Source organism: Pseudomonas sp. CCC3.1, from assembly GCF_034347405.1.
GTDB lineage: Bacteria > Pseudomonadota > Gammaproteobacteria > Pseudomonadales > Pseudomonadaceae > Aquipseudomonas.
Genome location: NZ_CP133778.1, coordinates 1,187,231 through 1,210,124, shown reverse-complemented (window position 1 = coordinate 1,210,124; position 22,894 = coordinate 1,187,231). Strand labels below are relative to the sequence as shown.

At 58.9% G+C, this 22,894-nt stretch carries 20 protein-coding genes; 11 read left to right on the top strand and 9 right to left on the bottom strand.

Going from position 1 to position 22,894, the window contains the following annotated elements; translation table 11 throughout:
- Nucleotides 1-158: 158 nt before the first annotated feature.
- Nucleotides 159-335, top strand: a complete 177-nt coding sequence (locus RHM56_RS05540; RefSeq protein WP_322239370.1) for a hypothetical protein — start codon at nucleotides 159-161, stop codon at nucleotides 333-335.
- 105 nt (nucleotides 336-440) lie between these two features.
- Nucleotides 441-2,600, top strand: a complete 2,160-nt coding sequence (locus RHM56_RS05535) for a mechanosensitive ion channel family protein (RefSeq protein WP_322239368.1) — start codon at nucleotides 441-443, stop codon at nucleotides 2,598-2,600.
- A 76-nt stretch (nucleotides 2,601-2,676) separates the two neighbouring features.
- Here RHM56_RS05535 and phnR read toward each other — a convergent pair whose 3' ends face one another.
- A complete protein-coding gene (gene phnR, locus RHM56_RS05530) occupies nucleotides 2,677-3,396 on the bottom strand; it encodes a phosphonate utilization transcriptional regulator PhnR (RefSeq protein ID WP_322239366.1) in 720 nt (239 codons plus the stop codon).
- Between the two features lie 334 nt (nucleotides 3,397-3,730).
- Here phnR and RHM56_RS05525 point away from each other — a divergent pair, with 334 nt between their 5' ends.
- From RHM56_RS05525 to RHM56_RS05500, 6 genes are all read left to right on the top strand, one after another.
- Complete coding sequence (locus tag RHM56_RS05525) at nucleotides 3,731-4,798, top strand: ABC transporter substrate-binding protein (RefSeq protein WP_322239364.1); 1,068 nt, start codon at nucleotides 3,731-3,733, stop codon at nucleotides 4,796-4,798.
- Between the two features lie 117 nt (nucleotides 4,799-4,915).
- A complete protein-coding gene (locus tag RHM56_RS05520) occupies nucleotides 4,916-5,731 on the top strand; it encodes an alkaline phosphatase family protein (protein ID WP_322239362.1) in 816 nt (271 codons plus the stop codon).
- A complete protein-coding gene (locus RHM56_RS05515) occupies nucleotides 5,728-6,564 on the top strand; it encodes an ABC transporter permease subunit (protein WP_322239360.1) in 837 nt (278 codons plus the stop codon). The genes RHM56_RS05520 and RHM56_RS05515 overlap by 4 nt, the downstream gene beginning before the upstream one ends.
- Nucleotides 6,551-7,351, top strand: a complete 801-nt coding sequence (locus RHM56_RS05510) for an ABC transporter permease (RefSeq protein ID WP_322239358.1) — start codon at nucleotides 6,551-6,553, stop codon at nucleotides 7,349-7,351. Before RHM56_RS05515 ends, RHM56_RS05510 begins: the two co-directional genes overlap by 14 nt.
- Nucleotides 7,348-8,337, top strand: coding sequence for an ABC transporter ATP-binding protein (locus tag RHM56_RS05505; RefSeq protein ID WP_322239356.1), 990 nt, complete (start codon nucleotides 7,348-7,350; stop codon nucleotides 8,335-8,337). The genes RHM56_RS05510 and RHM56_RS05505 overlap by 4 nt, the downstream gene beginning before the upstream one ends.
- Before the next feature lie 34 nt (nucleotides 8,338-8,371).
- Nucleotides 8,372-9,025 carry an HAD family hydrolase gene (locus tag RHM56_RS05500; protein ID WP_322239354.1) on the top strand — a complete coding sequence of 218 codons (654 nt, stop codon included), beginning with the start codon at nucleotides 8,372-8,374 and terminating at the stop codon, nucleotides 9,023-9,025.
- 89 nt (nucleotides 9,026-9,114) lie between these two features.
- On the opposite strand, the gene RHM56_RS05495 is transcribed toward RHM56_RS05500, so the two are convergent.
- A complete protein-coding gene (locus RHM56_RS05495; RefSeq protein ID WP_322239352.1) occupies nucleotides 9,115-10,077 on the bottom strand; it encodes an NAD(P)H-quinone oxidoreductase in 963 nt (320 codons plus the stop codon).
- Nucleotides 10,078-10,216: 139 nt separating this feature from the next.
- Here RHM56_RS05495 and RHM56_RS05490 point away from each other — a divergent pair, with 139 nt between their 5' ends.
- The gene (locus tag RHM56_RS05490; protein WP_322239350.1) at nucleotides 10,217-12,298 is read left to right on the top strand and encodes a carboxy terminal-processing peptidase; all 2,082 of its coding nucleotides are present in this window, start codon (nucleotides 10,217-10,219) and stop codon (nucleotides 12,296-12,298) included.
- A 145-nt stretch (nucleotides 12,299-12,443) separates the two neighbouring features.
- Here the strand turns inward: RHM56_RS05490 and RHM56_RS05485 are convergent, their stop codons facing one another.
- From RHM56_RS05485 to RHM56_RS05475, 3 genes are all read right to left on the bottom strand, one after another.
- Complete coding sequence (locus tag RHM56_RS05485; RefSeq protein WP_322239348.1) at nucleotides 12,444-12,812, bottom strand: hypothetical protein; 369 nt, start codon at nucleotides 12,810-12,812, stop codon at nucleotides 12,444-12,446.
- Nucleotides 12,809-13,168 (bottom strand): helix-turn-helix transcriptional regulator, encoded by a 360-nt coding sequence (locus tag RHM56_RS05480; RefSeq protein ID WP_322239346.1) that lies wholly within the window; start codon nucleotides 13,166-13,168, stop codon nucleotides 12,809-12,811. The genes RHM56_RS05485 and RHM56_RS05480 overlap by 4 nt, the downstream gene beginning before the upstream one ends.
- Nucleotides 13,169-13,582: 414 nt before the next feature.
- A complete protein-coding gene (locus RHM56_RS05475) occupies nucleotides 13,583-14,302 on the bottom strand; it encodes an FKBP-type peptidyl-prolyl cis-trans isomerase (RefSeq protein ID WP_322239343.1) in 720 nt (239 codons plus the stop codon).
- Between the two features lie 266 nt (nucleotides 14,303-14,568).
- On the opposite strand from RHM56_RS05475, the gene RHM56_RS05470 reads away from it, so the two are divergent.
- Both RHM56_RS05470 and RHM56_RS05465 read left to right on the top strand, forming a co-directional pair.
- Nucleotides 14,569-16,383 carry a di-heme-cytochrome C peroxidase gene (locus tag RHM56_RS05470; RefSeq protein ID WP_322239341.1) on the top strand — a complete coding sequence of 605 codons (1,815 nt, stop codon included), beginning with the start codon at nucleotides 14,569-14,571 and terminating at the stop codon, nucleotides 16,381-16,383.
- A gap of 20 nt (nucleotides 16,384-16,403) precedes the next feature.
- Nucleotides 16,404-17,540 carry a catalase family protein gene (locus RHM56_RS05465; RefSeq protein ID WP_322239339.1) on the top strand — a complete coding sequence of 379 codons (1,137 nt, stop codon included), beginning with the start codon at nucleotides 16,404-16,406 and terminating at the stop codon, nucleotides 17,538-17,540.
- Nucleotides 17,541-17,672: 132 nt separating this feature from the next.
- Here the strand turns inward: RHM56_RS05465 and RHM56_RS05460 are convergent, their stop codons facing one another.
- Genes RHM56_RS05460 through RHM56_RS05445 form a run of 4 tightly spaced genes read right to left on the bottom strand, consistent with a single transcriptional unit; the run spans nucleotide 17,673 to nucleotide 22,876 of the window.
- The gene (locus tag RHM56_RS05460) at nucleotides 17,673-19,034 is read right to left on the bottom strand and encodes an MFS transporter (RefSeq protein WP_322241709.1); all 1,362 of its coding nucleotides are present in this window, start codon (nucleotides 19,032-19,034) and stop codon (nucleotides 17,673-17,675) included.
- Nucleotides 19,035-19,080: 46 nt separating this feature from the next.
- Entirely contained in the window at nucleotides 19,081-20,736 is a 1,656-nt protein-coding gene (locus RHM56_RS05455; RefSeq protein ID WP_322239336.1) for an ABC transporter ATP-binding protein, read from the bottom strand.
- Nucleotides 20,733-21,611 carry an ABC transporter permease gene (locus RHM56_RS05450; protein ID WP_322239334.1) on the bottom strand — a complete coding sequence of 293 codons (879 nt, stop codon included), beginning with the start codon at nucleotides 21,609-21,611 and terminating at the stop codon, nucleotides 20,733-20,735. The genes RHM56_RS05455 and RHM56_RS05450 overlap by 4 nt, the downstream gene beginning before the upstream one ends.
- A 23-nt stretch (nucleotides 21,612-21,634) precedes the next feature.
- Nucleotides 21,635-22,876 (bottom strand): acyl-CoA dehydrogenase family protein, encoded by a 1,242-nt coding sequence (locus RHM56_RS05445; protein WP_322239332.1) that lies wholly within the window; start codon nucleotides 22,874-22,876, stop codon nucleotides 21,635-21,637.
- Nucleotides 22,877-22,894 lie beyond the last annotated feature (18 nt).

The following is a 22,894-nucleotide window of genomic DNA, read 5'->3' as shown; positions in this document are numbered from 1 at the left end:
CGAGCTTGCCTCGCGATCTTTTGATCTTAAAAAAGATCGCGAGGCAAGCTCGCTCCTACAGAGGCAGAGTGCCAAGGCGGTTCATTTTTGATACACATCACCCCACTTCTGCGTAAAGCCACCTAGACTTGAGGCATTAACTTCTTCAGGTCCAGAACATGTTCGAAATATCCGCCTTTAATTCCATGTTGATTCCCATTGTGTTGGGCATGCTGCTGCTAACCATCGGGTTCAACTTTCGCGACAGCAAGCCCGGCGTTCTGTCGATCTGGTTTGGCATGTTGCTGATTTTCGGCACCATCGTTTTTAAAATCCTCGCCAAACTCAATCAGTAAATAGCACTGCGCCCGCGATCACTTATTTATGCACAACATGAAATGAATGATCGCGGGGCCTAGCGTACACTCGTCCGATCCGTACTTTCCGAGGGTGATCGCCTAGTGTTTCTTCGTCTCTTTGCCCGGCCCTATTGGCTACTGATTTGTTTGCTGAGCCTGTTGCCGCTCACTTCGGCCCAGGCCGTCGGCATCACCAGCCTGCTGCCCAGTTCGGATAAAACCCAAACGCAACCCACCGAGCCTTTGGGCCAATCGCTGGACGAGGTGATCAAAAACCTGGAGAACGATCAGCAACGCAGCAAGCTGCTGACCGACCTTAAAAAGCTTCGTGACGCGACTAAAAAAGCCCAGCCCGAAGCTGAAATAGGTGTACTGGGCCTGATTGGCAGCACCCTCGCCGACCTCGAAAAACAGTTTTCCGGCAGCGACAGCCCGACCTCGCGCTGGACCACCGAAATCGAACAAGCCAAAGATGAGCTAGTGGCCTTAATGCTCCCGGCCAATGAATGGGTGCCCATCATTTTCGCCTTTGCGCTGATCATCATGGTCTGGAGCCTGCTGGCCGCGCTGCTGATTTGGGTCAGCCATCGTGTGCGCCTGCGCTTTGGCCTCAGTGAAGAACTGCCGCAGCACCCCAGAGCCGTCGATATGCTGCGCTTTGCCTTGCGCAAACTGGGCCCGTGGCTGGTGGCACTGGTGATCACGGTGTACATGAGCTACGCCTTGCCGTCTTCATTGGGCAAAGACCTGGCGATGGTGCTGGCCTATGCATTGGTGATCGGCACGTGTTTTTCAGCTACCTGCGTCATCCTGTTTTCGTTGCTCGACGGGCCGCATCGCCATCGAGCCCTGCATATTTTGCGGCATCAAGCTTTTCGCCCTCTGTGGTGGATCGGCAGCTTCGCCGCCTTTGGCGAAGCGCTCAGCGACCCACGACTGGTGGCGACTCTTGGCGTGCATCTGGCGCACACGGCTGCCACCTTCGCCAATGTGATGGCCGCGCTGTCGACCGGGCTGTTTATCATCCGCTTCCGTCGCCCCATCGCGCACCTGATCCGCAACCAGCCACTGTCGCGCCGCCTCACGCGCCGCGCCTTGAGCGACAGCATCGATATTCTCGGCACTTACTGGTACATAGCGGCGCTGATTCTGGTGGGCATTTCACTGTTCGCCACCTTCCTCTCGGCGGGCGACACCAGCACCGCCTTGCGCCAGTCGCTGATCTGCGCCGTGCTGGTGGTGCTGTGCATGGTGATCAACGGGCTGGTGCGCCGCCATTCACAAAAGCCGCAACGCGGCCCTAAACGCCACGCCCTGTACTCCGAACGACTCAAGAGCTTTGTCTACACCTTGGCGCACCTGGTGGTCTGGCTGGTGTTCATCGAACTCGGGTTGCGGGTGTGGGGCTTGTCGCTGATCACCTTTACCGAAGGCGATGGGCATGAAATCAGCGTCAAACTGTTTGGGCTGGCCGGCACCTTGCTGTTTGCCTGGTTGGTCTGGATTCTGGCCGACACCGCCATCCACCATGCCTTGACACGCTCACGCAAAGGCGTGGCCAACGCCCGTGCACAAACCATGATGCCGCTGATTCGCAACGTACTGTTTGCGGCCATTTTCATCATCGCGCTGATTGTCGCCCTGGCAAACATGGGCATGAACGTCACGCCACTGCTGGCCGGTGCCGGTGTGATCGGTCTGGCCATTGGTTTCGGTGCCCAGTCGCTGGTGGCTGACTTGATCACTGGCTTGTTCATCATTATTGAAGACTCGCTGGCCATCGACGATTACGTGGATGTCGGCGGGCACCTGGGGACAGTTGAAGGACTGACCATTCGCACTGTGCGCCTGCGCGATATTGACGGCATCGTGCACACCATTCCGTTCAGCGAAATCAAAAGCATCAAAAACTATTCCCGAGAGTTCGGCTACGCGATTTTCCGCGTGGCGATCCCCTACAACATGGAAATCGACGACGCGATCAAATTGATGCGTGATGTGGGGCAAAAGATGCGCACCGACCCGTTGCAACGTCGCAACATCTGGTCGCCACTGGAGATCCAGGGTGTCGAAAGTTTTGAGTCAGGCAGCGCGATTTTGCGCGCACGCTTCAAAACCGCGCCGATCAAACAGTGGGAAGTGTCGCGGGCGTTCAACTTGTCGCTCAAGCGCCATCTGGACGAAGCCGGGCTGGACCTGGCTACGCCGCGCCTCAGTGTGCAAGTCGTGACGGCAAGCAGCGGGACGTTGCAAAAAGACTAATCCCCGGCCCTTGTAGGAGCGAGCTTGCCTCGCGATCTTTTGATCTTTTAAAAGCTCGCTTCTACAAGGGTTAGGTTCAACGCTCCAGCACATCCACCCCGACATGAATCGCGTCATGTCGCCAATACTCCAGGTCACAGTCGATCAAGCGTTCGTGCTGATCGTAGTTGATCCGCTCAATCCTCAATCCAGGGCTGCCCGTCGAGACTTTGAGCGTTGCTGCCGCTTCTGCGGGCAATGCCGTCGGGACGATTTCAAAGCGCACCCGCCCGTAGTGCAAGTCGTAGTGCCGGGCATACAGCTCAGTGATCGACTGGGTCAGGTCGAACTGCAGAATGTCAGGGAAGTATTGCGGGTTCAGGTAGTGCTCGACATACAGCACCAAACGCCCATCAATCCGCCGTCCTCGGCAAATCTGGATCACGCTGGAAAACGCCGGCAGTTGCAAGCGCGCGCACACCGCGGCCGAAGCGGGCTGCAAACGCGCGCTAATCACCTCAGTGGTCGGTACCCGTCCCTGGGCGCTGACCATTGCATGGAAGTGACTGCGCTGCATGAGGTTGTAAGCCAGGCGCGGCGGCGAAATAAACCACCCCCGACGCTCCTCGCGGTACACCAGGCCTTGGGCTTCGAGCTGTAGCAACGCTTCGCGAACGGTAATACGGGTCGTCGAGAACAGTTCGCTGAGTTTGCGCTCCGCAGGCAACTGGCTGCCGCACGCCAACAAGCCATGTTCAATTTGTTCTTGCAGCGCCAATCCAATGGCTGTCACCGCTTTGGGTGCACCTTCTCGCATCAACGTTACCTATCTGGACTAGTCCAGCACCAAATGTGGGCAGGCTCGGCCTGCAAAACACTCAACTCTTGAGGGTGCAAGCCTAGGCAGTGCACATGACTGTTCGATGACACCCACACGGGTTTTTTCCCACGAACTCCACACCCGCCGGGGCTTTGACCATGGTCTACGCTTAGCCGAAGCCTGTAACCGGGTCAGTAAAAAGGCTTGCATAACCAATGCCGACATTAAAGTGTCATGGACTCGGCTTAAATTGGCTCAGGTATTGCTGACCTAGACCAACCCACTGCAAAAAATCAAAAAAACAGCGTTGATAACGCCAAAGGAGCTTCGGATGAAACAGTTTTTCCTGGCATCACTGTTAGGCACCAGCATCGCCCTTTGCACCTCGGCCATGGCCGCCGATGTCGATTTAAAAGCCCTCGAAACAGCCGCCAAGGCTGAGGGTGCAGTCAACAGTGTCGGCATGCCCGATGACTGGGCGAACTGGAAAGGCACGTGGGAAGACCTGAACAAGCTGTATGGCCTCAAACACATCGACACGGACATGAGCTCGGCCCAGGAAGTGGCCAAGTTTGCCGCCGAGAAAGACAACGCCAGCGCTGACATCGGCGACGTGGGTGCCGCCTTCGGCCCGATTGCTGTCGCCAAGGGCGTGACCCAACCGTACAAGCCAACCACCTGGGAGCAAATCCCGGCCTGGGCCAAAGACAAAGACGGTAACTGGGCGTTGGCCTATACCGGCACCATCGCGTTCATCGTCAATAAAAAGCTGCTGCACGGCTCCGAAGCGCCAACCAAATGGTCTGACCTGAAATCCGGCAAATACAAAGTTTCGATTGGTGACGTGAGCACCGCCGCTCAAGCTGCCAACGGCGTTCTGGCTGCTGCGCTGGCCAACGGCGGTGATGAAAAGAACATTCAGCCAGCCCTGCTGATGTTTGCTGACATCGCCAAACAAGGCCGTTTGTCGCTGGCCAACCCGACCATCGCCACGATGGAAAAAGGCGAAATCGAAGTGGGCGTGGTCTGGGACTTCAACGGCCTGAGCTACAAGGCAAAAATGGCCAACCCTGATGACTACGTCGTGCTGATCCCGTCTGATGGCTCCGTGATCTCGGGTTACACCACCATCATCAACAAATACGCCAAACACCCGAACGCAGCCAAACTGACCCGCGAATACATCTTCAGCGACGCGGGCCAAACCAACCTGGCACGAGGCAACGCGCGGCCGATTCGTGCTGAGCACCTGACACTGCCAGCCGATGTCCAGGCCAAGCTGCTGCCCAATGAGCAGTACAAGAAAGTGACCCCGATCAAAGACGCCGACGCGTGGGAAAAGACCTCTAAGGCTCTGCCTCAGAAGTGGCAGGAAGAAGTCATCATCAACATGAACTAAAGGACTGTACCTCCCCCTGTGGGAGCGAGCTCGTCTCGCGATCTTTTGATCGTTCAAAAGATCGCGAGACGAGCTCGCTCCCACAGTTTCTGTGCTTTACCTGCGGAGTCGCAGTACATGAAACACAAGGTTATTTTGGTGGTACTCGACGGACTCAACTACGACGTTGCCCGCCATGCCATGGGGCATTTGCAGGCGTATGTCGGCGCAGGACGCGCAGCACTTTACACACTCACCTGTGAGTTACCGGCGCTGTCGCGCCCCCTTTATGAGTGCATCCTCACGGGTGTACCGCCGATTGAAAGCGGCATTGTGCATAACAATGTGTCGCGACTGTCCAACCAACGCAGCGTGTTCCATTACGCCCGCGAGGCAGGTTTGAGCACCGCAGCCGCGGCCTATCACTGGGTCAGCGAACTGTATAACCGCTCTCCGTTTGTCGCCGCCCGCGACCGCCACACCGATAACAGTGACCTGCCCATCCAGCACGGGCACTTTTACTGGAACGATCACTACCCCGATTCCCATTTGTTTGCCGATGCCGAAAGCCTGCGCGTGCGCCATGCGCCGGACTTTTTAGTGGTGCATCCGATGAACATCGACGACGCCGGGCACAAGCACGGCCTCGACACCCCGCAATACCGCAACAGCGCACGCTCGGCCGACATTATCCTGGCCGACTACCTGCAAGGCTGGCTCGATGCGGGCTACCAGGTGTTGGTCACCGCTGATCACGGCATGAACAACGACCGCTCGCACAATGGCCTGTTACCCGAAGAACGCGAAGTGCCGCTGTTTGTGCTGGGCGAAGCGTTCAGCCTCAACCCGCATGCCACCCCCGAACAAACCGAACTGTGCGGCACGATTTGCCAGTTGCTGGGCGTTGCCCACGACAAACCGTTTTGCCAAGACTTACTGAGGCCCGTGCCATGACCCGAGGTAAATGGCTGGGCTTGCTGTGCCTGGTGCCCTTCGCCGTCGTTTTCATCGTGTTCCAGATCGCCCCGCTGGTGTGGGTGATGATTCATAGCCTGCAATCGGAAGAAACCGGCTGGGGTCTGGACAATTTCAACAAGATTTTCGCTTCCAAATTTTATTTGCAGGCGATCCAGCACAGTCTGGAAATCAGTTTCTGGTCCAGCCTATTCGGGATTGTGATTGCCATACTCGGCAGTTACTCACTGCACAAAGTCGATTCGCGCCTGCGCAATTTCGTGAATGCCTTCGCCAACATGACCAGCAACTTCTCCGGCGTGCCGCTGGCGTTTGCCTTCATCATTCTGCTGGGCTTTAACGGTAGCATCACGATCATGCTCAAACAGGCGGGAATCATCGAAGATTTCAACCTCTACTCGAAAACCGGCCTGATCATTTTGTACACCTACTTCCAGATTCCACTGGGGGTGTTGCTGCTCTACCCGGCCTTCGATGCCTTGCGTGAAGACTGGCGCGAGTCGGCCTCCTTGCTGGGCGCCAGCAGTTGGCAATTCTGGCGCTTTATCGGGCTGCCCGTCCTGACACCGGCCTTGCTCGGCACCTTTGTGATTCTGCTGGCCAACGCCTTGGGTGCCTACGCCACGGTGTACGCCCTGACCACCGGCAACTTCAACGTGCTGCCGATTCGCATCGCCGCGATGGTGTCAGGCGATATCAGCCTGGATCCGAACATGGCCAGTGCGCTGGCAGTGATTCTGGTGGGGTTGATGACCTTGGTGACGCTGGTGCATCAGTGGCTGTTAAAGAGGAGCTACCATGTCGCGCGCTGAAACCGGAACTGCCAGCATTTACCACCGCAGCGTGGTCTACCTGCTGTTCATCATTTTGCTGTTGCCGCTGCTGGGCACCTTTGTGTATTCGATTGCCAGCAGCTGGTCAGCAACTGTTTTGCCCAGTGGCTTTACCTTCAAGTGGTACACCCAACTGTGGAGCGACCCGCGCTTTTTGACCGCATTCGGGCATTCGTTGCTGATTTGCGTCGGGGCGCTGGTGCTGTCAATGGTGCTGATTTTGCCGTTGTTGTTCGTGGTGCATTACCACTTCCCCAAACTCGACGTGCTGATGAACATCCTGATTCTGCTGCCGTTTGCCGTGCCGCCCGTGGTGTCGTCGGTCGGCCTGCTGCAACTGTATGGCTCGGGGCCAATGGCCATGGTCGGCACGCCCTGGATTCTGATCGGCTGCTACTTCACCGTGGCGCTGCCGTTCATGTACCGGGCCATCACCAACAACCTGCAAGCCATCAACCTGCACGACCTGATGGACGCCGCCCAACTGCTCGGCGCCAGCACCTGGCAGGCAGCGTTCCTGGTGGTGTTGCCGAACTTGCGCAAAGGCATGCTGGTGGCATTGCTGCTGTCGTTCTCGTTCCTGTTTGGCGAGTTCGTATTTGCCAACATTCTGGTCGGCACGCGCTACGAAACCTTGCAGGTGTTCCTCAACAACATGCGTAACAGCAGCGGCCATTTCACCAGCGCGCTGGTGATTTCGTACTTCCTCTTTGTACTGGTGCTGACTTGGGTTGCCACCTTCCTGAACAAGGACAAAAGCCAATGAGCTTCGTCAGCGTCGAACATCTGCAAAAAACCTACTCCGGCACCCCGGTGTTCAGCGACATCAACTTCACCATCAGCAAGGGCGAGTTCGTGACCCTGCTCGGCCCGTCCGGCTGCGGCAAGTCCACATTGCTGCGCTGCATCGCCGGGCTGACGCCGGTAGATGAAGGAAAAATCCTGCTCGATGGTCAGGACATCGTCCCGCTCAACCCGCAGAAACGCGGGATTGGCATGGTGTTCCAGAGCTACGCGCTGTTCCCCAACATGACCGTCGAGCAGAACGTGGCCTTCGGCCTGCGCATGCAAAAGGTCAAGGCTGACGACAGCCAAAAGCGCGTGACCGAGGTGCTGCAACTGGTGGAGCTCAATGACTTTGCCAAACGCTACCCGCACCAGCTCTCCGGTGGCCAATGCCAACGTGTCGCGCTGGCTCGCTCGCTGGTAACGCGCCCGCGCTTGCTGTTGCTGGATGAACCGCTGTCAGCACTGGATGCACGAATCCGCAAACACTTGCGCGAACAGATTCGTCAGATACAGCGCGAACTGGGGCTGACGACGATTTTCGTCACCCACGACCAAGAAGAAGCGCTGACCATGAGCGACCGCATCTTCCTCATGAACAAAGGACGAATCGTACAAAGCGGTAACGCCGAGAACCTCTACGCCTCACCGGTGGATGTGTTCGCGGCCGGTTTTATCGGCAACTACAACCTGCTGGACGCCGAAACGGCCAGCCGCCTGTTGCAGCGTCCGGTCACCAGCCGCATCGCGATACGCCCGGAAACCCTGGGCTTGAGCCTGAGTGGCGAACCCGACACGTTGATCCGCAACCATAGTCTGCTGGGCAATGTGATCCGCTATCGGGTAGAAGTACGGGGCGTGGAACTGGTCGTCGATGTGCTTAACCGCTCACCGGCCGATCTGTACCCGGATGGCCAGCGCGTGGCGTTGTCCATCGATAGCAGCACCTTATGTGAGGTAGCCTGATGCTTTTGAGCACGATGAAGAGGGAGTTGTACTGATGGCCCTGGCAATTTTTGATCTGGATGAAACCTTGATCCACGGCGACTGCGCCACCCTGTGGAGCGAGCAAATGGGCCGCTTGGGCTGGGTCGACCCCGAGTCGTTCATGCAGCGTAACGACGAGCTGATGCTCGCCTACAGTCAAGGCCAGTTGAAGATGGAAGACTACATGGCCTTCAGCCTGGAGCCCTTGGTGGGCCGCACGCCTGAAGAAGTCGAGCATTTGGTCGGCCCATGGGTTGAGGACTTCATCGAGCCGATCATTTTCAGTGATGCGACCAAAACCATCGCTGCGCACCGCAAGGCAGGCGATCGCATTCTGGTTATTTCGGCGTCGGGCGTGCATTTGGTCAAACCGATTGCCGAGCGTCTGGGCATTGATGAAGTGCTGGGCATTGAGCTGGATGTGGCCCATGGTTTTTACACGGGCAAAACCGTCGGAACCCTGACCTACCGCGAAGGCAAAATCATCCGCCTGCTGGAGTGGATGGACGAGCAAGAAGAAAACCTCGAAGGCGCGATTTTTTACTCCGACTCTCGCAACGACTTGCCGTTGCTGCTCAAAGTGGATTACCCACACGTGGTCAATCCGGACCCAGTGTTACGTGAACACGCTGAAAAGGCCGGGTGGCCAATTCATCACTGGAAGTAAAACAGGCTAGTAGGAGCGAGCTTGCCTCGCGATCTTTTAAAGATCAAAAGATCGCGAGACAAGCTCGCTCCTACACCGTTATGGGTGACTTAAACCAGACTCGCGTCGATCACCAACACCAGCTTGCCCGACACTTGATTGCCAGCCAGTTCGTCAAACGCCGCTTGCGCCTCTGCAATCGGGAAGGTCTTGGCCAACTGCGGGCTTAAACGGCCTTCGTTGAACAACGGCCAGACCTGCTGACCCAGATCACTCAACAAATCTGCCTTGAACTGGTCATCGCGGCTGCGCAAGGTCGAACCCAGCAACTGGATTCGCTTGCCCAGCACCAACGCCAGATCCAGCTCGGCTTTGCGCCCACCCATCAAGCCAATCAAGACCCAGCGCCCATCCAGCGCCAGCAATTTGAGGTTGGACTCCACATAATTGGCGCCCACCGGGTCCAGCACTACGTCAAACGGCCCCAGCGCCTTGAGGCTGTCCAGCCCCTCGCCACGCACAGCTCCACCCTGTGCACCCAACGCCTCGCAATACGCCAAACGCTCTGCCGACCCTACCGTCACCCAACACGGGCTGCCAAACGCCTTGCACAGCTGAATGGCCGCTGAACCAACTCCACTCGCTCCAGCGTGCAACAACACTTTTTCGCCCGGCTTTAACGCAGCCAGTTGAAACAGGTTTAACCATGCCGTGCTGTACACCTCGGGTAATGCCGCCGCTTCAATCAGCGACAAACCTTCAGGCACCGGCAAGGCGTGACGCGCATCCACGACCACCTCTTCGGCCATACCGCCGCCCGCTAACAGCGCGCACACGCGGTCGCCGACCTGCCAGGAAGAGCCCGGACCGACTTCACTGATCACCCCTGAACACTCCAGCCCCAGCATTTTGCTGGCGCCCGGCGGTGGCGGATACAAGCCCGCACTTTGCAGCAGATCGGCGCGATTCAACCCCGCAGCTGCCACACGAATCCGAATTTGCCCTACATCGCAGCTTGGGCTTGGCTCTTCAACCCATGTCACTTGCCCTTCAACGCCTTGCAATGCTTTCACAGTGCCTCCATAGTGAGTCTGGACTGAGCCCGGTGCTGTTGCATCGGGCTTCTTGCATTATGCGGCCGGTCCTTCACGGAACCGGCGACTTCAAAGACGGCCTAATATGCGTTATCAATTGCCCCCGCGTCGAATCAGCATGAAGCATTTATTCCCTAGCACCGCACTTGCCCTCTTCATTGGCTTAGGCGTTTTGCCGTTCTCGGCCACTACGTTCGCCGCTAACAGTTGGGATAACCTTCAGCCAGATCGTGATGAGGTAATTGCCAGTCTTAACGTCGTTGAGCTGCTCAAACGCCATCATTACAGCAAGCCGCCACTGGATGATGCGCGCTCCGCGATCATCTATGACAGCTACCTGAAGCTGCTCGACCCCTCGCGCAGCTACTTTCTGGCCAGTGACATCGCCGAATTCGACAAATGGAAATTCCAGTTTGACGATTTCCTCAAGAGCGGCGATCTCAATCCCGGCTTTACCATGTACAAGCGCTACCTGGACCGCGTGAAAGCGCGCCTGGACTTCGCACTTGCCGAGTTGAACAAAGGCGTTGATTCGTTCGACTTCACGGCCAAGGAAACCTTGCAGATCGATCGCAAGGACGCGCCGTGGCTCAAGACAGAAGCCGAACTCAATGACCTGTGGCGCAAACGCATCAAGGACGAAGTCCTGCGTCTGAAAATCGCTGGCAAAGAGCCTTCGAAAATTCAGGAACTGCTGACCAAGCGCTACAAGAACCAATTGGCGCGCCTGGAGCAGACCCGCAGCGAAGACATCTTCCAGGCGTATATCAACACCTTCGCCATGTCTTACGATCCGCACACCAACTATCTGTCGCCAGATAACGCGGAAAACTTCGACATCAACATGAGCCTGTCGCTGGAAGGCATTGGCGCCGTGTTGCAGAGCGATAACGACCAAGTGAAGGTTGTGCGTCTGGTGCCAGCAGGCCCGGCCGACAAAACCAAGCAGGTCGCTCCGGCTGACAAGATCATCGGCGTTGCCCAGGGCGACAAAGAAATGGTCGACGTGATCGGCTGGCGCCTGGACGAAGTGGTCAAGCTGATTCGTGGCCCTAAAGGCTCTGTGGTGCGCCTGGAAGTGATTCCGGCGAGCAACGCGCCTAACGACCAGACCAGCAAAATTGTGTCCATCACCCGTGAAGCGGTGAAGCTTGAAGAACAGGCGGCGAAAAAATCGATCCTGAACCTCAAGCAAGATGGCAAGGACTACAAACTGGGCGTGATTGAAATCCCGGCGTTCTACCTGGACTTCAAAGCGTTCCGCGCTGGCGACCCGAACTACAAGAGCACCACCCGCGACGTTAAAAAGCTGCTGACCGAGTTGCAGAAAGAAAAAGTCGATGGCGTGATTATCGACCTGCGCAACAACGGCGGTGGTTCGTTGCAGGAAGCGACCGAGCTGACCAGTCTGTTTATCGACAAGGGTCCAACGGTGCTGGTGCGTAACGCTGACGGCAAAGTCGACGTACTCGAAGACGAAAACCCGGGCGCGTTCTACAAAGGCCCGATGGCGTTGCTGGTCAACCGTTTGTCGGCGTCAGCGTCGGAGATTTTTGCCGGGGCCATGCAGGACTACCACCGTGCGCTGATCATTGGCGGCCAGACGTTCGGCAAAGGGACGGTGCAAACCATCCAGCCACTGAACCACGGCGAGCTGAAACTGACACTGGCCAAGTTCTATCGGGTGTCCGGCCAGAGCACCCAGCATCAGGGCGTACTGCCTGACGTCGCGTTCCCGTCGATCATCGACACCAAGGAAATCGGTGAAAGCGCGCTGCCAGAGGCCATGCCGTGGGACACCATTCGTCCTGCGATCAAGCCTGCGGCAGACCCGTTCAAGCCGTTCCTGGCGCAACTCAAGGCTGAGCACGATGCACGTGTGGCTAAAGATGCCGAGTTCATCTTTATTCGCGACAAGCTGGCCTTGGCCGACAAACTGATGGCCGAGAAGACCGTCAGCCTCAACGAGGCAGAGCGTCGTGCCCAGCACGCCGACATCGATGCCAAGCAGTTGGTGATGGAAAACGCCCGCCGTCAGGCCAAAGGCGAAGCACCGCTCAAGGAAATGAAGAAAGAAGACGAAGATGCACTGCCGGTCGAGCCTGAAAAGACCAAGCCGGAAGATGACGCCTACCTGAGTGAAACCGGGCGGATTCTGCTGGACTACCTCAAGCTCAACTCGCAAGTGGCCAAAAAGTAAGGCACCGCCTCTCTCCTCCAGGAGTGAGCATGCTCGCGATCTTTTGAGGGTTGAACGATCGCGAGGCAGTGTCATCTGGCAGATGTAAAAAAGGGCGGACCGCTTAATGCGGCCCGCCCTTTTTTGTCCTTACTGAGCGCTGAACTTACGCTTCCTCGTGTTCGTAGGCATGTTCAAACACCCGAACCACTTCCGAGGCATGCCACGATGCCGCCGCAACGCCATCTGGCGGCCCGGAAAAACGTCCCAGGCGCTCGACACATTCAAAAAAGCCGGTACGCGGCAAACGGCTGGCCCCCTGACTGATCACCAGCGAACTGCGCAAGGGCTGCTCGGCTTTGGCATCCATCGCCGCCAAGTGCTCCAGTGCAGACGTCAGGGTCAACATGGCCGGACTGGGCAACTGCAAACGCTCCAGCAGCGCGCGATACGTTAACAAGTGGCGCTGTCGTCGCGCCTGGTTAAGCTCAGCCAATAACCCATCCCAGTGTTGACGACTGATGCGCACGTTCATGAGGCTTCCCTCCAGCCCGCAACACCCAGCTCCCAAGCCAGGCTACGGCGAATGGCAAGATCCGGCAGACGTTCACCGGTTTCGATCATTCCAAGGTACGAAGGGCTGATGCCTACCGTGCGCGCCAGCACCTCCAGGGCCAATCCCTTGTCCTCGCGCAAGCCGCGCAACTGATCGAGCCCGGGCAATGCCTGCACGGGCTCTGGCGGCTGTCGCTCAGGTTCAGGCGTGGGTGTTGCCGTAAGCGCAGCTACCGGATCATTTAAACCTGCGGCCTTTAAGAGCGCCTGGTAGCTGTCCCATGAGAGAACCGCGTATTCGGGTTCACCATTACGCTTGATAATTTGAAGATCCATTGCTAAACCCCGTCAGACTTTTATGCAGATCGAGTCGGAACTTTCCTTAGAAGCTTAATCCTAACAGCAGCCAAGGTCTCTGGGGTTTTTGATCTTTGCCGGGTTGCACCGACTGAGCGGCTGCGAATAACCCGAAAAACGGCAAATGTTATCCACACAAATTGTGGATAACCTTGTGAACAGAGCTGATTTTCATCGCTGAAAGCCACGCCCTACAAGGGCTGCGCTCAGATCGGGCATTTTTTACACACATAAAAAAACCCATAAATTCATTGACTTGCTTGCCCACAGCTACTAGCTGGCGCGACGCCTGAGGCAAATTGCCGCTGGTCAGGCCGGGTTTGAACCGCCCGTCTAAACCCCAGAAACGACAACGCCCCGTCGAGACGGGGCGTTGCGCTAACAAAAGGCTACTTATTTGGCAGCATCTTGCTCAGGTTTTGCAGGGTCTTTGATGCCCAGCAGTTCCAGGTCGAATACCAGCACCGAGTTGGCCGGGATTGCCGGGCTTGGGCTTTGTGCGCCGTAAGCCAGCTCGCTAGGGATGTACAGCTTGTACTTCTCGCCTACGTGCATCAGTTGCAGACCTTCAACCCAACCCGGAATCACGCCGCTCACCGGCAGATCAATCGGGCTGCCACGTTCTACCGAGCTGTCAAACACTTTGCCGTCGATCAGCTTGCCTTCGTAGTGAACAGTCACTACGTCGGTGGCTTTTGGCTGAGGACCATCGGCCTTTTTGATCACTTCGTATTGCAGGCCAGAAGCGGTGGTAACAACGCCCGCTTTCTTGGCGTTTTCTTCGAGGAATTTCTTGCCAGCAGCAGACGCTTCGTCGCTCATTTTGGCCAGACGTTCTTCAGCACGCTTTTGCAGGGCGGCGAACGCTTCAATCAGCTCGTCATCCTTGAGCTTTTGATCTTTTTTGCCAACGGCATCTTCGATGCCCAGGGCTACGGCTTTGGAATCCAGATCATCCATGCCTTCTTGAGCCAAGCTTTTGCCCATGTTCAGGCCAATGCCGTAAGAGGCTTTTTGTGCCGGGGTTTTCAGCTCTACGCTGGTCTGCGAATCGCAACCCGCCAGTACCAGGCTTACCAGAGCCACAGCTGCCGCCAACCGATGCTGTTTCATGCTATTTCCTTGTTCATGCGCCAAATGGGCAATCGAATAAAGCCGCGAGCTTATCAGGCGGCCGCAACCAATGGCTACCGGCATGAGAGGGACAAATCGCGGATAAGTTCACGGGTTAATCACAATTCATAATTACCGCAACTTTTGCTAACACTTCAAGCAATCTGTCAAACCGAACCACGCCTTACCGAACAAACCACTGGCCACTTGATGCTAGACGTTAGGTCAGGCATAAGGCTGTAAAAATTCTTACAAGGAGCGTTACTGTGCGTTTGTTTTACCGTGTGTTGTCAGGGCTTGCCGTGATCCTGGCACTGGGGATTTGCACCGTTATCTATTTCATTGCCAACCCGAAATTACCCGCCTACGTGCCCCCGCAGCAGGTGCACTACCTGGATCAATGGAGCCCGGCCGACCGGCAAACCTATTACTACACGCCTCAGGGCACGCAAGTAAAAGGCCTGCATTACGACTGGTTCAGTGCCCTTGAGCTGCCTTTTTCAAAGCAACCGTTTGCCGCGCCTGAGTACCTGGCGCGCTTCGGCTTTCTGGTCGACCCGAAACAGCAGGCCAGCGCTGCCAACCCGGCCAACTTGCCCGTCGGTTTCACCCGCCATCAAAACCCAGGCAGCAAGGTTGAATACCTCGACATCACCTGTGCGGCCTGCCATACCGGCGAACTGCGCTTTAAAGGACAAGCACTGCGTATTGACGGCGGCCCGGCGCAACACGTGCTGCCTTCAAGCGTCCCGACCTTGCGCGGCGGCAGCTTTGGCCAAGCGCTGGTCGCCAGCCTCGCGGCCACGTATTACAACCCCTGGAAATTTGAGCGTTTCGCCCGCACCGTGCTGGGCGACAACTACCCAGCGCAGCACCAACAGTTGCGCAAAGACTTCAAGGCCTCGCTCGACACCTTCCTCGCGGTGGCCTGGAACGACACCCATCGCGGCCTTTATCCCACCCTGGAAGGTCCGGGCCGCACCGATGCGTTCGGCCGAATTGCCAATGCCAGCTTTGGCGACGCAATTTCACCCGACAACTATCGGGTCGCCAACGCCCCGGTGGACTACCCGCATCTGTGGGACATGTGGACGTTCGACTGGGTGCAATGGAACGGCTCGGCCCAACAACCCATGGCGCGCAATATCGGCGAAGCCCTGGGCGTGGGCGCCACCCTGAACTTCTTCGACAACCACGGCCAGCCTCTGCAAGGCGACGACCGTTACCCGTCGAGCGTGCGGGTCCGCGACTTGAACCTGATCGAAGAAACCCTGCAAAAGCTCAAGCCACCCGTCTGGCCCGAAGCCCTGTTCGGCACGATTGATCGCCCGCTGGCTGCCAAAGGCCGCGCGCTGTTTGCCGAGAACTGTGCCGCTTGCCACGTACCACCGGTGGTTGAAGAGAACGGACGAAGGGTCAAGCACCTCAACATGCTGCCCGTCGACGTGATCGGCACCGACCCCAACACCGCCAACAACATCGCCGACAACCGTTACGACCTGAGCGCCCTGCAATGGGACCCGGTTGAATTGGCCACCCTGAACGTAGACCTGTTCCCGAAAAGTGAGCAGCCGCTGGACATGCACCAGCTGTCGGTGGCCAAAGGCCTGGCGTACGTCACCGCCTTTGTCGAAAAGCATGCGTATAAAGAAGCCAATATCGGCCCTGAAGAACAAGCGCGCCTCAATGGCTATGGCCTGCCGATTGGTGTGATGGAGTTGCGCGCTTACAAAGCGCGGCCTCTGGACGGGATCTGGGCCACCGCGCCCTACCTGCACAACGGTTCAGTGCCCACGCTGTATCAACTGCTTTCGCCGCAATCAGAGCGCGACCAGACCTTCTATCGCGGCAGTTTTGAATACGACCCGCGCCACCTGGGCTATCGCACCGAAGCCTTTGACGGTGGTTTTGTGCTCGACACGCGCATCAGCGGCAACCACAACAGCGGCCATGAATTTCGTGCCGGAGCACGCGGCAATGGCGTTATCGGGCGCCTGTTGCAGCCCGAAGAACGCTGGGCGCTGCTTGAGTACTTGAAAGTGCTCGGCGGCCCGCTTGAACAACAGTTGCCCACCGAATAATTGTTTAAAAGGATGTATGCATGCTGACCACTTTATGGCTTCGACTCGGCACCTGGCTGGGCAAGCTGCTGCTGGCCCTGATCGTACTGGGACTGCTCGGCTGGGCGCTGGCAACAGGCTGGTATGCCTGGCAGCAACGCGGCCCGGTGTCGGCTCAGGAACAGATCCCGGCAGATGAAGCCGCGATGACTCAGGACACGATCCAGACAGCGATCAGAATCGTCGACCAACACCGCGACAACACCCGCTACCTGCGCGACGCCCACGCTAAGGCCCATGGCTGCGTCAAAGCCAGCGTGCAGGTGCTGGACGGCCTCGACCCGGCCTTGCGCCAAGGCGTGTTCGCCAGCCCCGGCAAAACCTGGCAAGCGGTGATGCGCCTGTCCAACGGCAACGCCTACCCGCAATTCGACAGCATCCGCGACGCCCGCGGCATGGCGATCAAGTTACTGGACGTGCCGGGGACGCAGTTGCTTGCGAGCCAGCAAGGTCGAGGCGAGCAGGATTTTGTGATGTTCAACCATCCCAACTTCTTCGTCAGCGATGTCGCCGAGTACCGCCAGAACATCGCCGCCCAGGCTGACGGCAAAAAGGCACTGGCGTTCTTTCCCTCGTGGAATCCAGGCAGTTGGCAAGTCCGGCACTTGTTTATTGCGCTGGCGACCTTGGCACCTGCACCCGCCAGCCCGACGCAAACCACCTACTTCTCGGTATCGCCGTACAAGTTTGGCTCGGCCAACGCGAAATTCCGCGTGGCACCCGACCCGGACAGTTGCCCGGCGTACACCCTGCCCGAGCAAAATCAGAAACTGCCGAACTTCTTGCGCACTGCACTGAACCAGCAGTTATCCACAGACCGCGTGCCCGCGTGTTTCGTGTTGCAGGTCCAGCGCCAGGACGCCAATCGCTTTATGCCGATTGAAGACACCAGCGTTGAATGGAAAGAATCAGATGCGCCGTTCCAAACCGTGGCGCGGATCACCGTGCAACCCCAGGACTTCGACACCCCAAGCCAAAACCTGGCGTGTGACAACCTCTCGTTCAGCCCGTGGCATGGCATTGAAGAGCACCGGCCAATTGGCGGCATCAACCGCCTGCGCAAAGCGGTGTACGACTCGGTGAGCCAATACCGCCACAGCCGCAACGCCGAGCAGTAAGCGCGAATGCAATGTTGTTCCTGTGGGGGCTGGCTTGCCAGCGAAGGTATCGACGCGGTTTAACAGAAAAACCGCATCGCCTGCATCGCCTGCATCGCTGGCAAGCCAGCTCCCACAGAAATATCTCTGATGTCATGTGCGTGCCGCATACACCGCATTGCCCGCGTCCACGGCCAAGCGGCGGAACACCAGCGCCGACGCCATGCAAGCCAGCCCGCACAGCACCAGCATCCAGGCAACGTCGCTGGTCTGCGGCACGGCGTGCCCCCGCACATTCATCAACACCCCGAGCAACGCGGCAACCAACCCCACCGATAAACTCATGCTCAACTGCACGGTCACGGCTGACAGGCTGCTGGCACGGCTGCTGAGTTCTGCGGGCACATCTGCGTAGGTCAGGGCGCCAAGGGTGCTGTACTGCAACGAACGAATCACCGCACTGCCAAACAGCATCAGCACGATCACGCTGTAGGGCGTGGTGCTGGTGAAGCTGGCGCAGGCGGCCAGGGTCAATCCGGTGAGCACGGCATTGGTGATGAGCGTGCGGCGGATGCCGAATCGGCGCACCACACGCACTGCCAGCAGCTTCATCAGAAAAGCCCCTGCGCCTCCGGCCAGGGTCAGCAACCCGGCATGCAAGGGGCTCAGGCCGAAACACAGCTGAAACATCAGCACCAGCAAAAACGGCAATGACGAGGTGCCCAGACGCAGCAAATTGCCGCCCCAAAAACTGATCCCGTAGCTGGGGATGCGCAGCAGTTTCAGATCAAGCAACGGCTCGGCATAACGCCGTGAATGGCGCAGGTACAACGCGCCGCACACTATCCCGACCCCGATCATCAAGGCCACCCAGGGCCGCGGCATCAGGCCATGCCCGAGGGCTTCGAAACCAAAAACCAGGGTCGCCATGGCGATCGCACTGAGCACCAGGCCGCGCCTGTCCAAACCCCGTTCACGGGCACCGGGGTAATGCGGCACATGGCGCAGAACCAGCACGATGCCGACCACGCCGATGGGCACATTGATCAGGAAAATCCAGTGCCAGGACAAGTAGGTCACCATCAGCCCGCCCAGCGGCGGGCCGATCATGGGGCCGATCAACGCCGGGATGGTCAGGTACGACAAATTGCGCAACAGGTCTTCACGCGGCGACCAACGCAGCAAGATCATCTGCCCCACGGGCACCATCATCGCTCCCGCTGCGCCTTGCAGCATGCGCGCCAGACACAGTTGCAGCAGGGAGCTTGAGGCCGCGCACGCCAGCGACGAGACGATAAACAGAATGATCGCCAGCACAAACAGTCGACGCGGGCCAAAGCGATCCGCGGCCCAGCCACTGACCGGCACACACAGCGCGGCTGCCAACATGTACAGCGACACCACCAGGTTCATGCGGATGCTGGGCGCGCCGAAGTCGCTGGCCATTTGCGGCAAGGCGGTCATCACCACCGTTGAGTCGATCAATTCCATGCACAGCGCGCAGCCAATAATCATCGGCACGCGGCGCGACAGCGGTGGTGAGTACTTCACGCAGATCCCTTCAAATCGCCAACTTCAAAAAGTCGAACGCCATACGGCGCCCGCTCTCCAGATGCGGGATGGCTTCCAGCAATGCTTGGGTATAGGGATGTTGCGGGTGGTCGAACACATCGCGCACGCGGCCGCTTTCGACTGCCACGCCATCCTTCATCACCAGCACCTCGTCGCTGACATGGTTGATCACCCCAAGGTCGTGGGAGATGAACAGGCACGCCAACCCCAGCCGTTGTTTGAGGTCGTCGAGCAGTTCGAGTATCTGCGCCTGCACCGACACGTCCAGCGCCGAAACCGGTTCGTCGCAGACCAGAATCTGTGGCTGCGCCGCCAGCGCTCGGGCAATGGCGATGCGCTGGCGCTGACCACCCGACAACTCGATGGGCCGGCGCTCCAGCAAGGCCGCATCCAGGTGCACCAACGCCAGCAGCTCCTCGGCACGGGCGCTCCATTCACTGCGTTTATGGCCTGCCACTTCGAGCGCTTCGCTCAACACCCGGCGCACGTTGTAGCGCGGGTCAAACGAACTCAACGGGTCTTGAAACACCACTTGAATACTGCGCCGCAATTGGCGTTTTTCCACAGCAGACAAGCTCAACCAGGGCTGCCCCTTGATCTGAATATCGCCGCTGTCAGGGGTTTCCAGGCCAAGGATCATGCGCGTCAGGGTGGTTTTTCCCGAACCGGACTCGCCCACGATGCCCAGGGTTTTGCCGCGTCGCAGTTGCAGTGACACTTGATTGACCACGGTGCGCAACTTGCCATCTGGCCCCTTGAACGCTTTGCTCAGCGCGTTGACCTGCAGCAATGGCGGGGCGGGCTCAGTCTGCGTCGGCACGATGGCCAATGGCGTGCGCGCCGTGCCTTGGGTGCGACGAAAGTGCACCGCCCTGCCCGCACGCAGCAAGTACTGGGTGTAAGGGTGTTGCGGGTCGTGCAGCACGTCGTCGACGCTGCCTTGCTCGACGATTATGCCGTTGTGCATCACCGCCACCCGATTGGCCAGCCGCGATACCACGGCCAAGTCATGGCTGACGATCAACATTGCAGTGCTCTCGCCACGCAGGGATTCAAGCAAGGCCAGCACCTGCGCCTGCACCGTGGTGTCGAGCGCGGTGGTCGGTTCGTCGGCAATCAGCAAGCGCGGGTTACAGGCAATGGCCGAGGCAATCAGCGCCCGCTGACGCAAGCCGCCAGACAGTTGATAAGGAAATTGCCGCGCACGCAATTCAGGTTCCGGCACCCCCACCGCCCGCAGCAATTCGATGACTCGGGCCTCGCGCTGCGCCCGATCCAGATCGGTGTGCAAATGCAGCGGCTCGGCAATTTCCTTGCCGATCGGGCGCAACGGGTCGAGCGAACCCAGCGCGTCCTGCATCACAAAGCCAATCTGCGCGCCGCGCACCTTGCGCCACGCGCGCTCATCGAACTGACGCACATCTTGCCCGGCAAACGCCAGGCGGCTGGCCTGCACCTGCGCCCCGACACCCGTGAGCCCGGCCAGCGTGCGTGAAGTGACGCTCTTGCCCGAGCCAGATTCCCCCACCAGCGCCAGGCATTCGCCGCGATGCAGCTGAAAACTGACGCCCTTAAGGGTCGGGACCGCTTGGCTGCCAAAGCGAACGTGCAGGTCTTGCACATCAATCAGGGGTTGCGTGCTCATGGGCGTTTACCTTCGCTGCGACGCAGCAGTTCGCGGCCGATCACGCTGATCGAAACCACGGTCAATGTGATTGCCAGCGCCGGCCAGGCCACCAGCCACCAGGCGTTGGCCAGGTAGTTGCGGCCCATGGCGAGCATTGCCCCCCATTCCGGCGCAGGCGGCGCGGCACCAAAGCCCAGAAAGCTCAAGGCGGCGCCGTTAACGATGTTGCCGCCAATGCCGATGGTGGCCAGGATCAGAATCGGTTTGATTGCATTGGGCAGCACGTGCCGCAGGATCACCGAATACCGGGGCAGGCCCAGCGTGGTGGCGGCCTCGACGTAACCGGCGCCGCGTACCACCAGGGTTTGTGCCCGCACCAGTCGGGCGTAACGCGGCACACTGGCGATACCGATAGCGATGATCAGGTTCAACTGCCCCTGACCGAAAAAGGTAATGACCACCAGCGCCAGCAACAGATCAGGGAATGCCAGCAACACGTCGACGGCGCGCATCACGGCGCCGTCCAGCCAGCGCGGACCCAGCCCCGCCGCCAGACCGAACAGCGTGCCAAACAGCAGGCCGATGGCGGTGGCAGACACACCCAACACCAGTGACGGACGCGCGGCGTACACCAGCCGCGTAAGAATGTCGCGACCGTTTTCATCTGAGCCCAGCCAATACTGGCTGCCGGGTGCGCTGTACGCCTGACGGGAGATCGCTTCGAACGGGTCGCCGGCCACCAGCCAACCCGGCTGGATGGCCGCGATCACCAGCAGCAGCACGAACAACCCGGCCAGCAGCAGGCCCGGACGCACAGCCCAACGCCGCGTGCTGCGCGGGCGGGCGATGTGTGTCAGCCCAGCAGGTGCGTTTTGATTAAGGGACAGGCTCATGGTTGCGGCTCCTGATGTGTGGCTCAAACCGCGCTGGCTTCATCGCGGGTGGCGCCGTGTGCGCTGTCCTGCTCATGCAGCGCACGCCACGCCGCACCGGGGCTGATGCCGTTGAGGTAGTAATTGCCCAGCGCCCGTTCGCGGTAGATGGCCGGGTTGTGCGAGGCCAGGGTGCGGGCGTTGCGCCAGTGCCGGTCAAGGCGCCGGGCCTGACTGGTGGCCGAGGCGCCACCGACTTCAAACAGCAGCGTGGTGGCTTCAAGCACCTGTTCAAGCACCACTTGCTGGGCCTGAAACGTGCGGATGTCGGCTTCGACGTAGTCGGCTTCCTGCGCGGTCTCGGTCAGTTCAGCCTGGTGCACGTTTTCCAGCACCTGCGCTGTGGCCAGCACCAGGGTTTCGCTGGCGTAGGCCAGACTCGACAGACGGCCAATCACTCGCTGCACCAGCGGGTCGTCTTTGGGGCTGGATTGACCCGGCACGCCAAAAGCCCGGGTGCGCCCTTGCACAAACTCAGTCGCATCGCGCAACGCGGCGCGGGCAATACCGGCCAGGGTCGCGAGGTGGAACAGTTGGTAGAACGATGAGATGTACGACTCGGCACGCAACTCGCCGGGTTTAAAGCGCCGCAGTACGTGCTCGGCAGGCACCGCAACATTCTCGAAACGGGTGGTGCCGCTGCCGCTCAGGCGCTGACCAAAACCATCCCAGTCGTCTACCCGGGTCACGCCGGGCGCATCCACGGCCACCACCACACTGAAAAAATCCTTGTCTTGCATGGCCACCGCGGCCACCCAATCGGCGTAGATCGTGCCAGTGCAGTAATACTTTTCGCCATTGAGCAGCCAGCCGTCTTCTGCCGCCGCAAGGGACACCGAATTGGTGCTGCTGTCGCTGCGTTCGGCCATGGCCGCTCCCCACAATTGCCCGGCCGTCACTTTGGCGAACCAGTAATCCTGAGAGGCGGCATCGCGGCTCGCCAGGCGGCCTTCGACAAAGCCGAAGTGCGCCCGCACGATTTGCGGCAGGTTCGAATCGGCTTCGGCCAGATCAATCAACAAGGCAAATAACACGGGCAAGCTGATGCCTGCGCCACCGTGTGCTTGCGGAACGCGCAGCGCGCTAAATCCTGCATCACGCAGCAGATTCACCGCGTCGAACGCCAGCTCGCGTTGCTGTTCACGTTCGATGGCGCCCGCGCCAATCTGGTCGAACAGGGGTTGGAACCGCGCCTGCAGCACGCGGTAAGAGTTTTGCTCAGTCATGGCAGGTCCTTGCGAGAA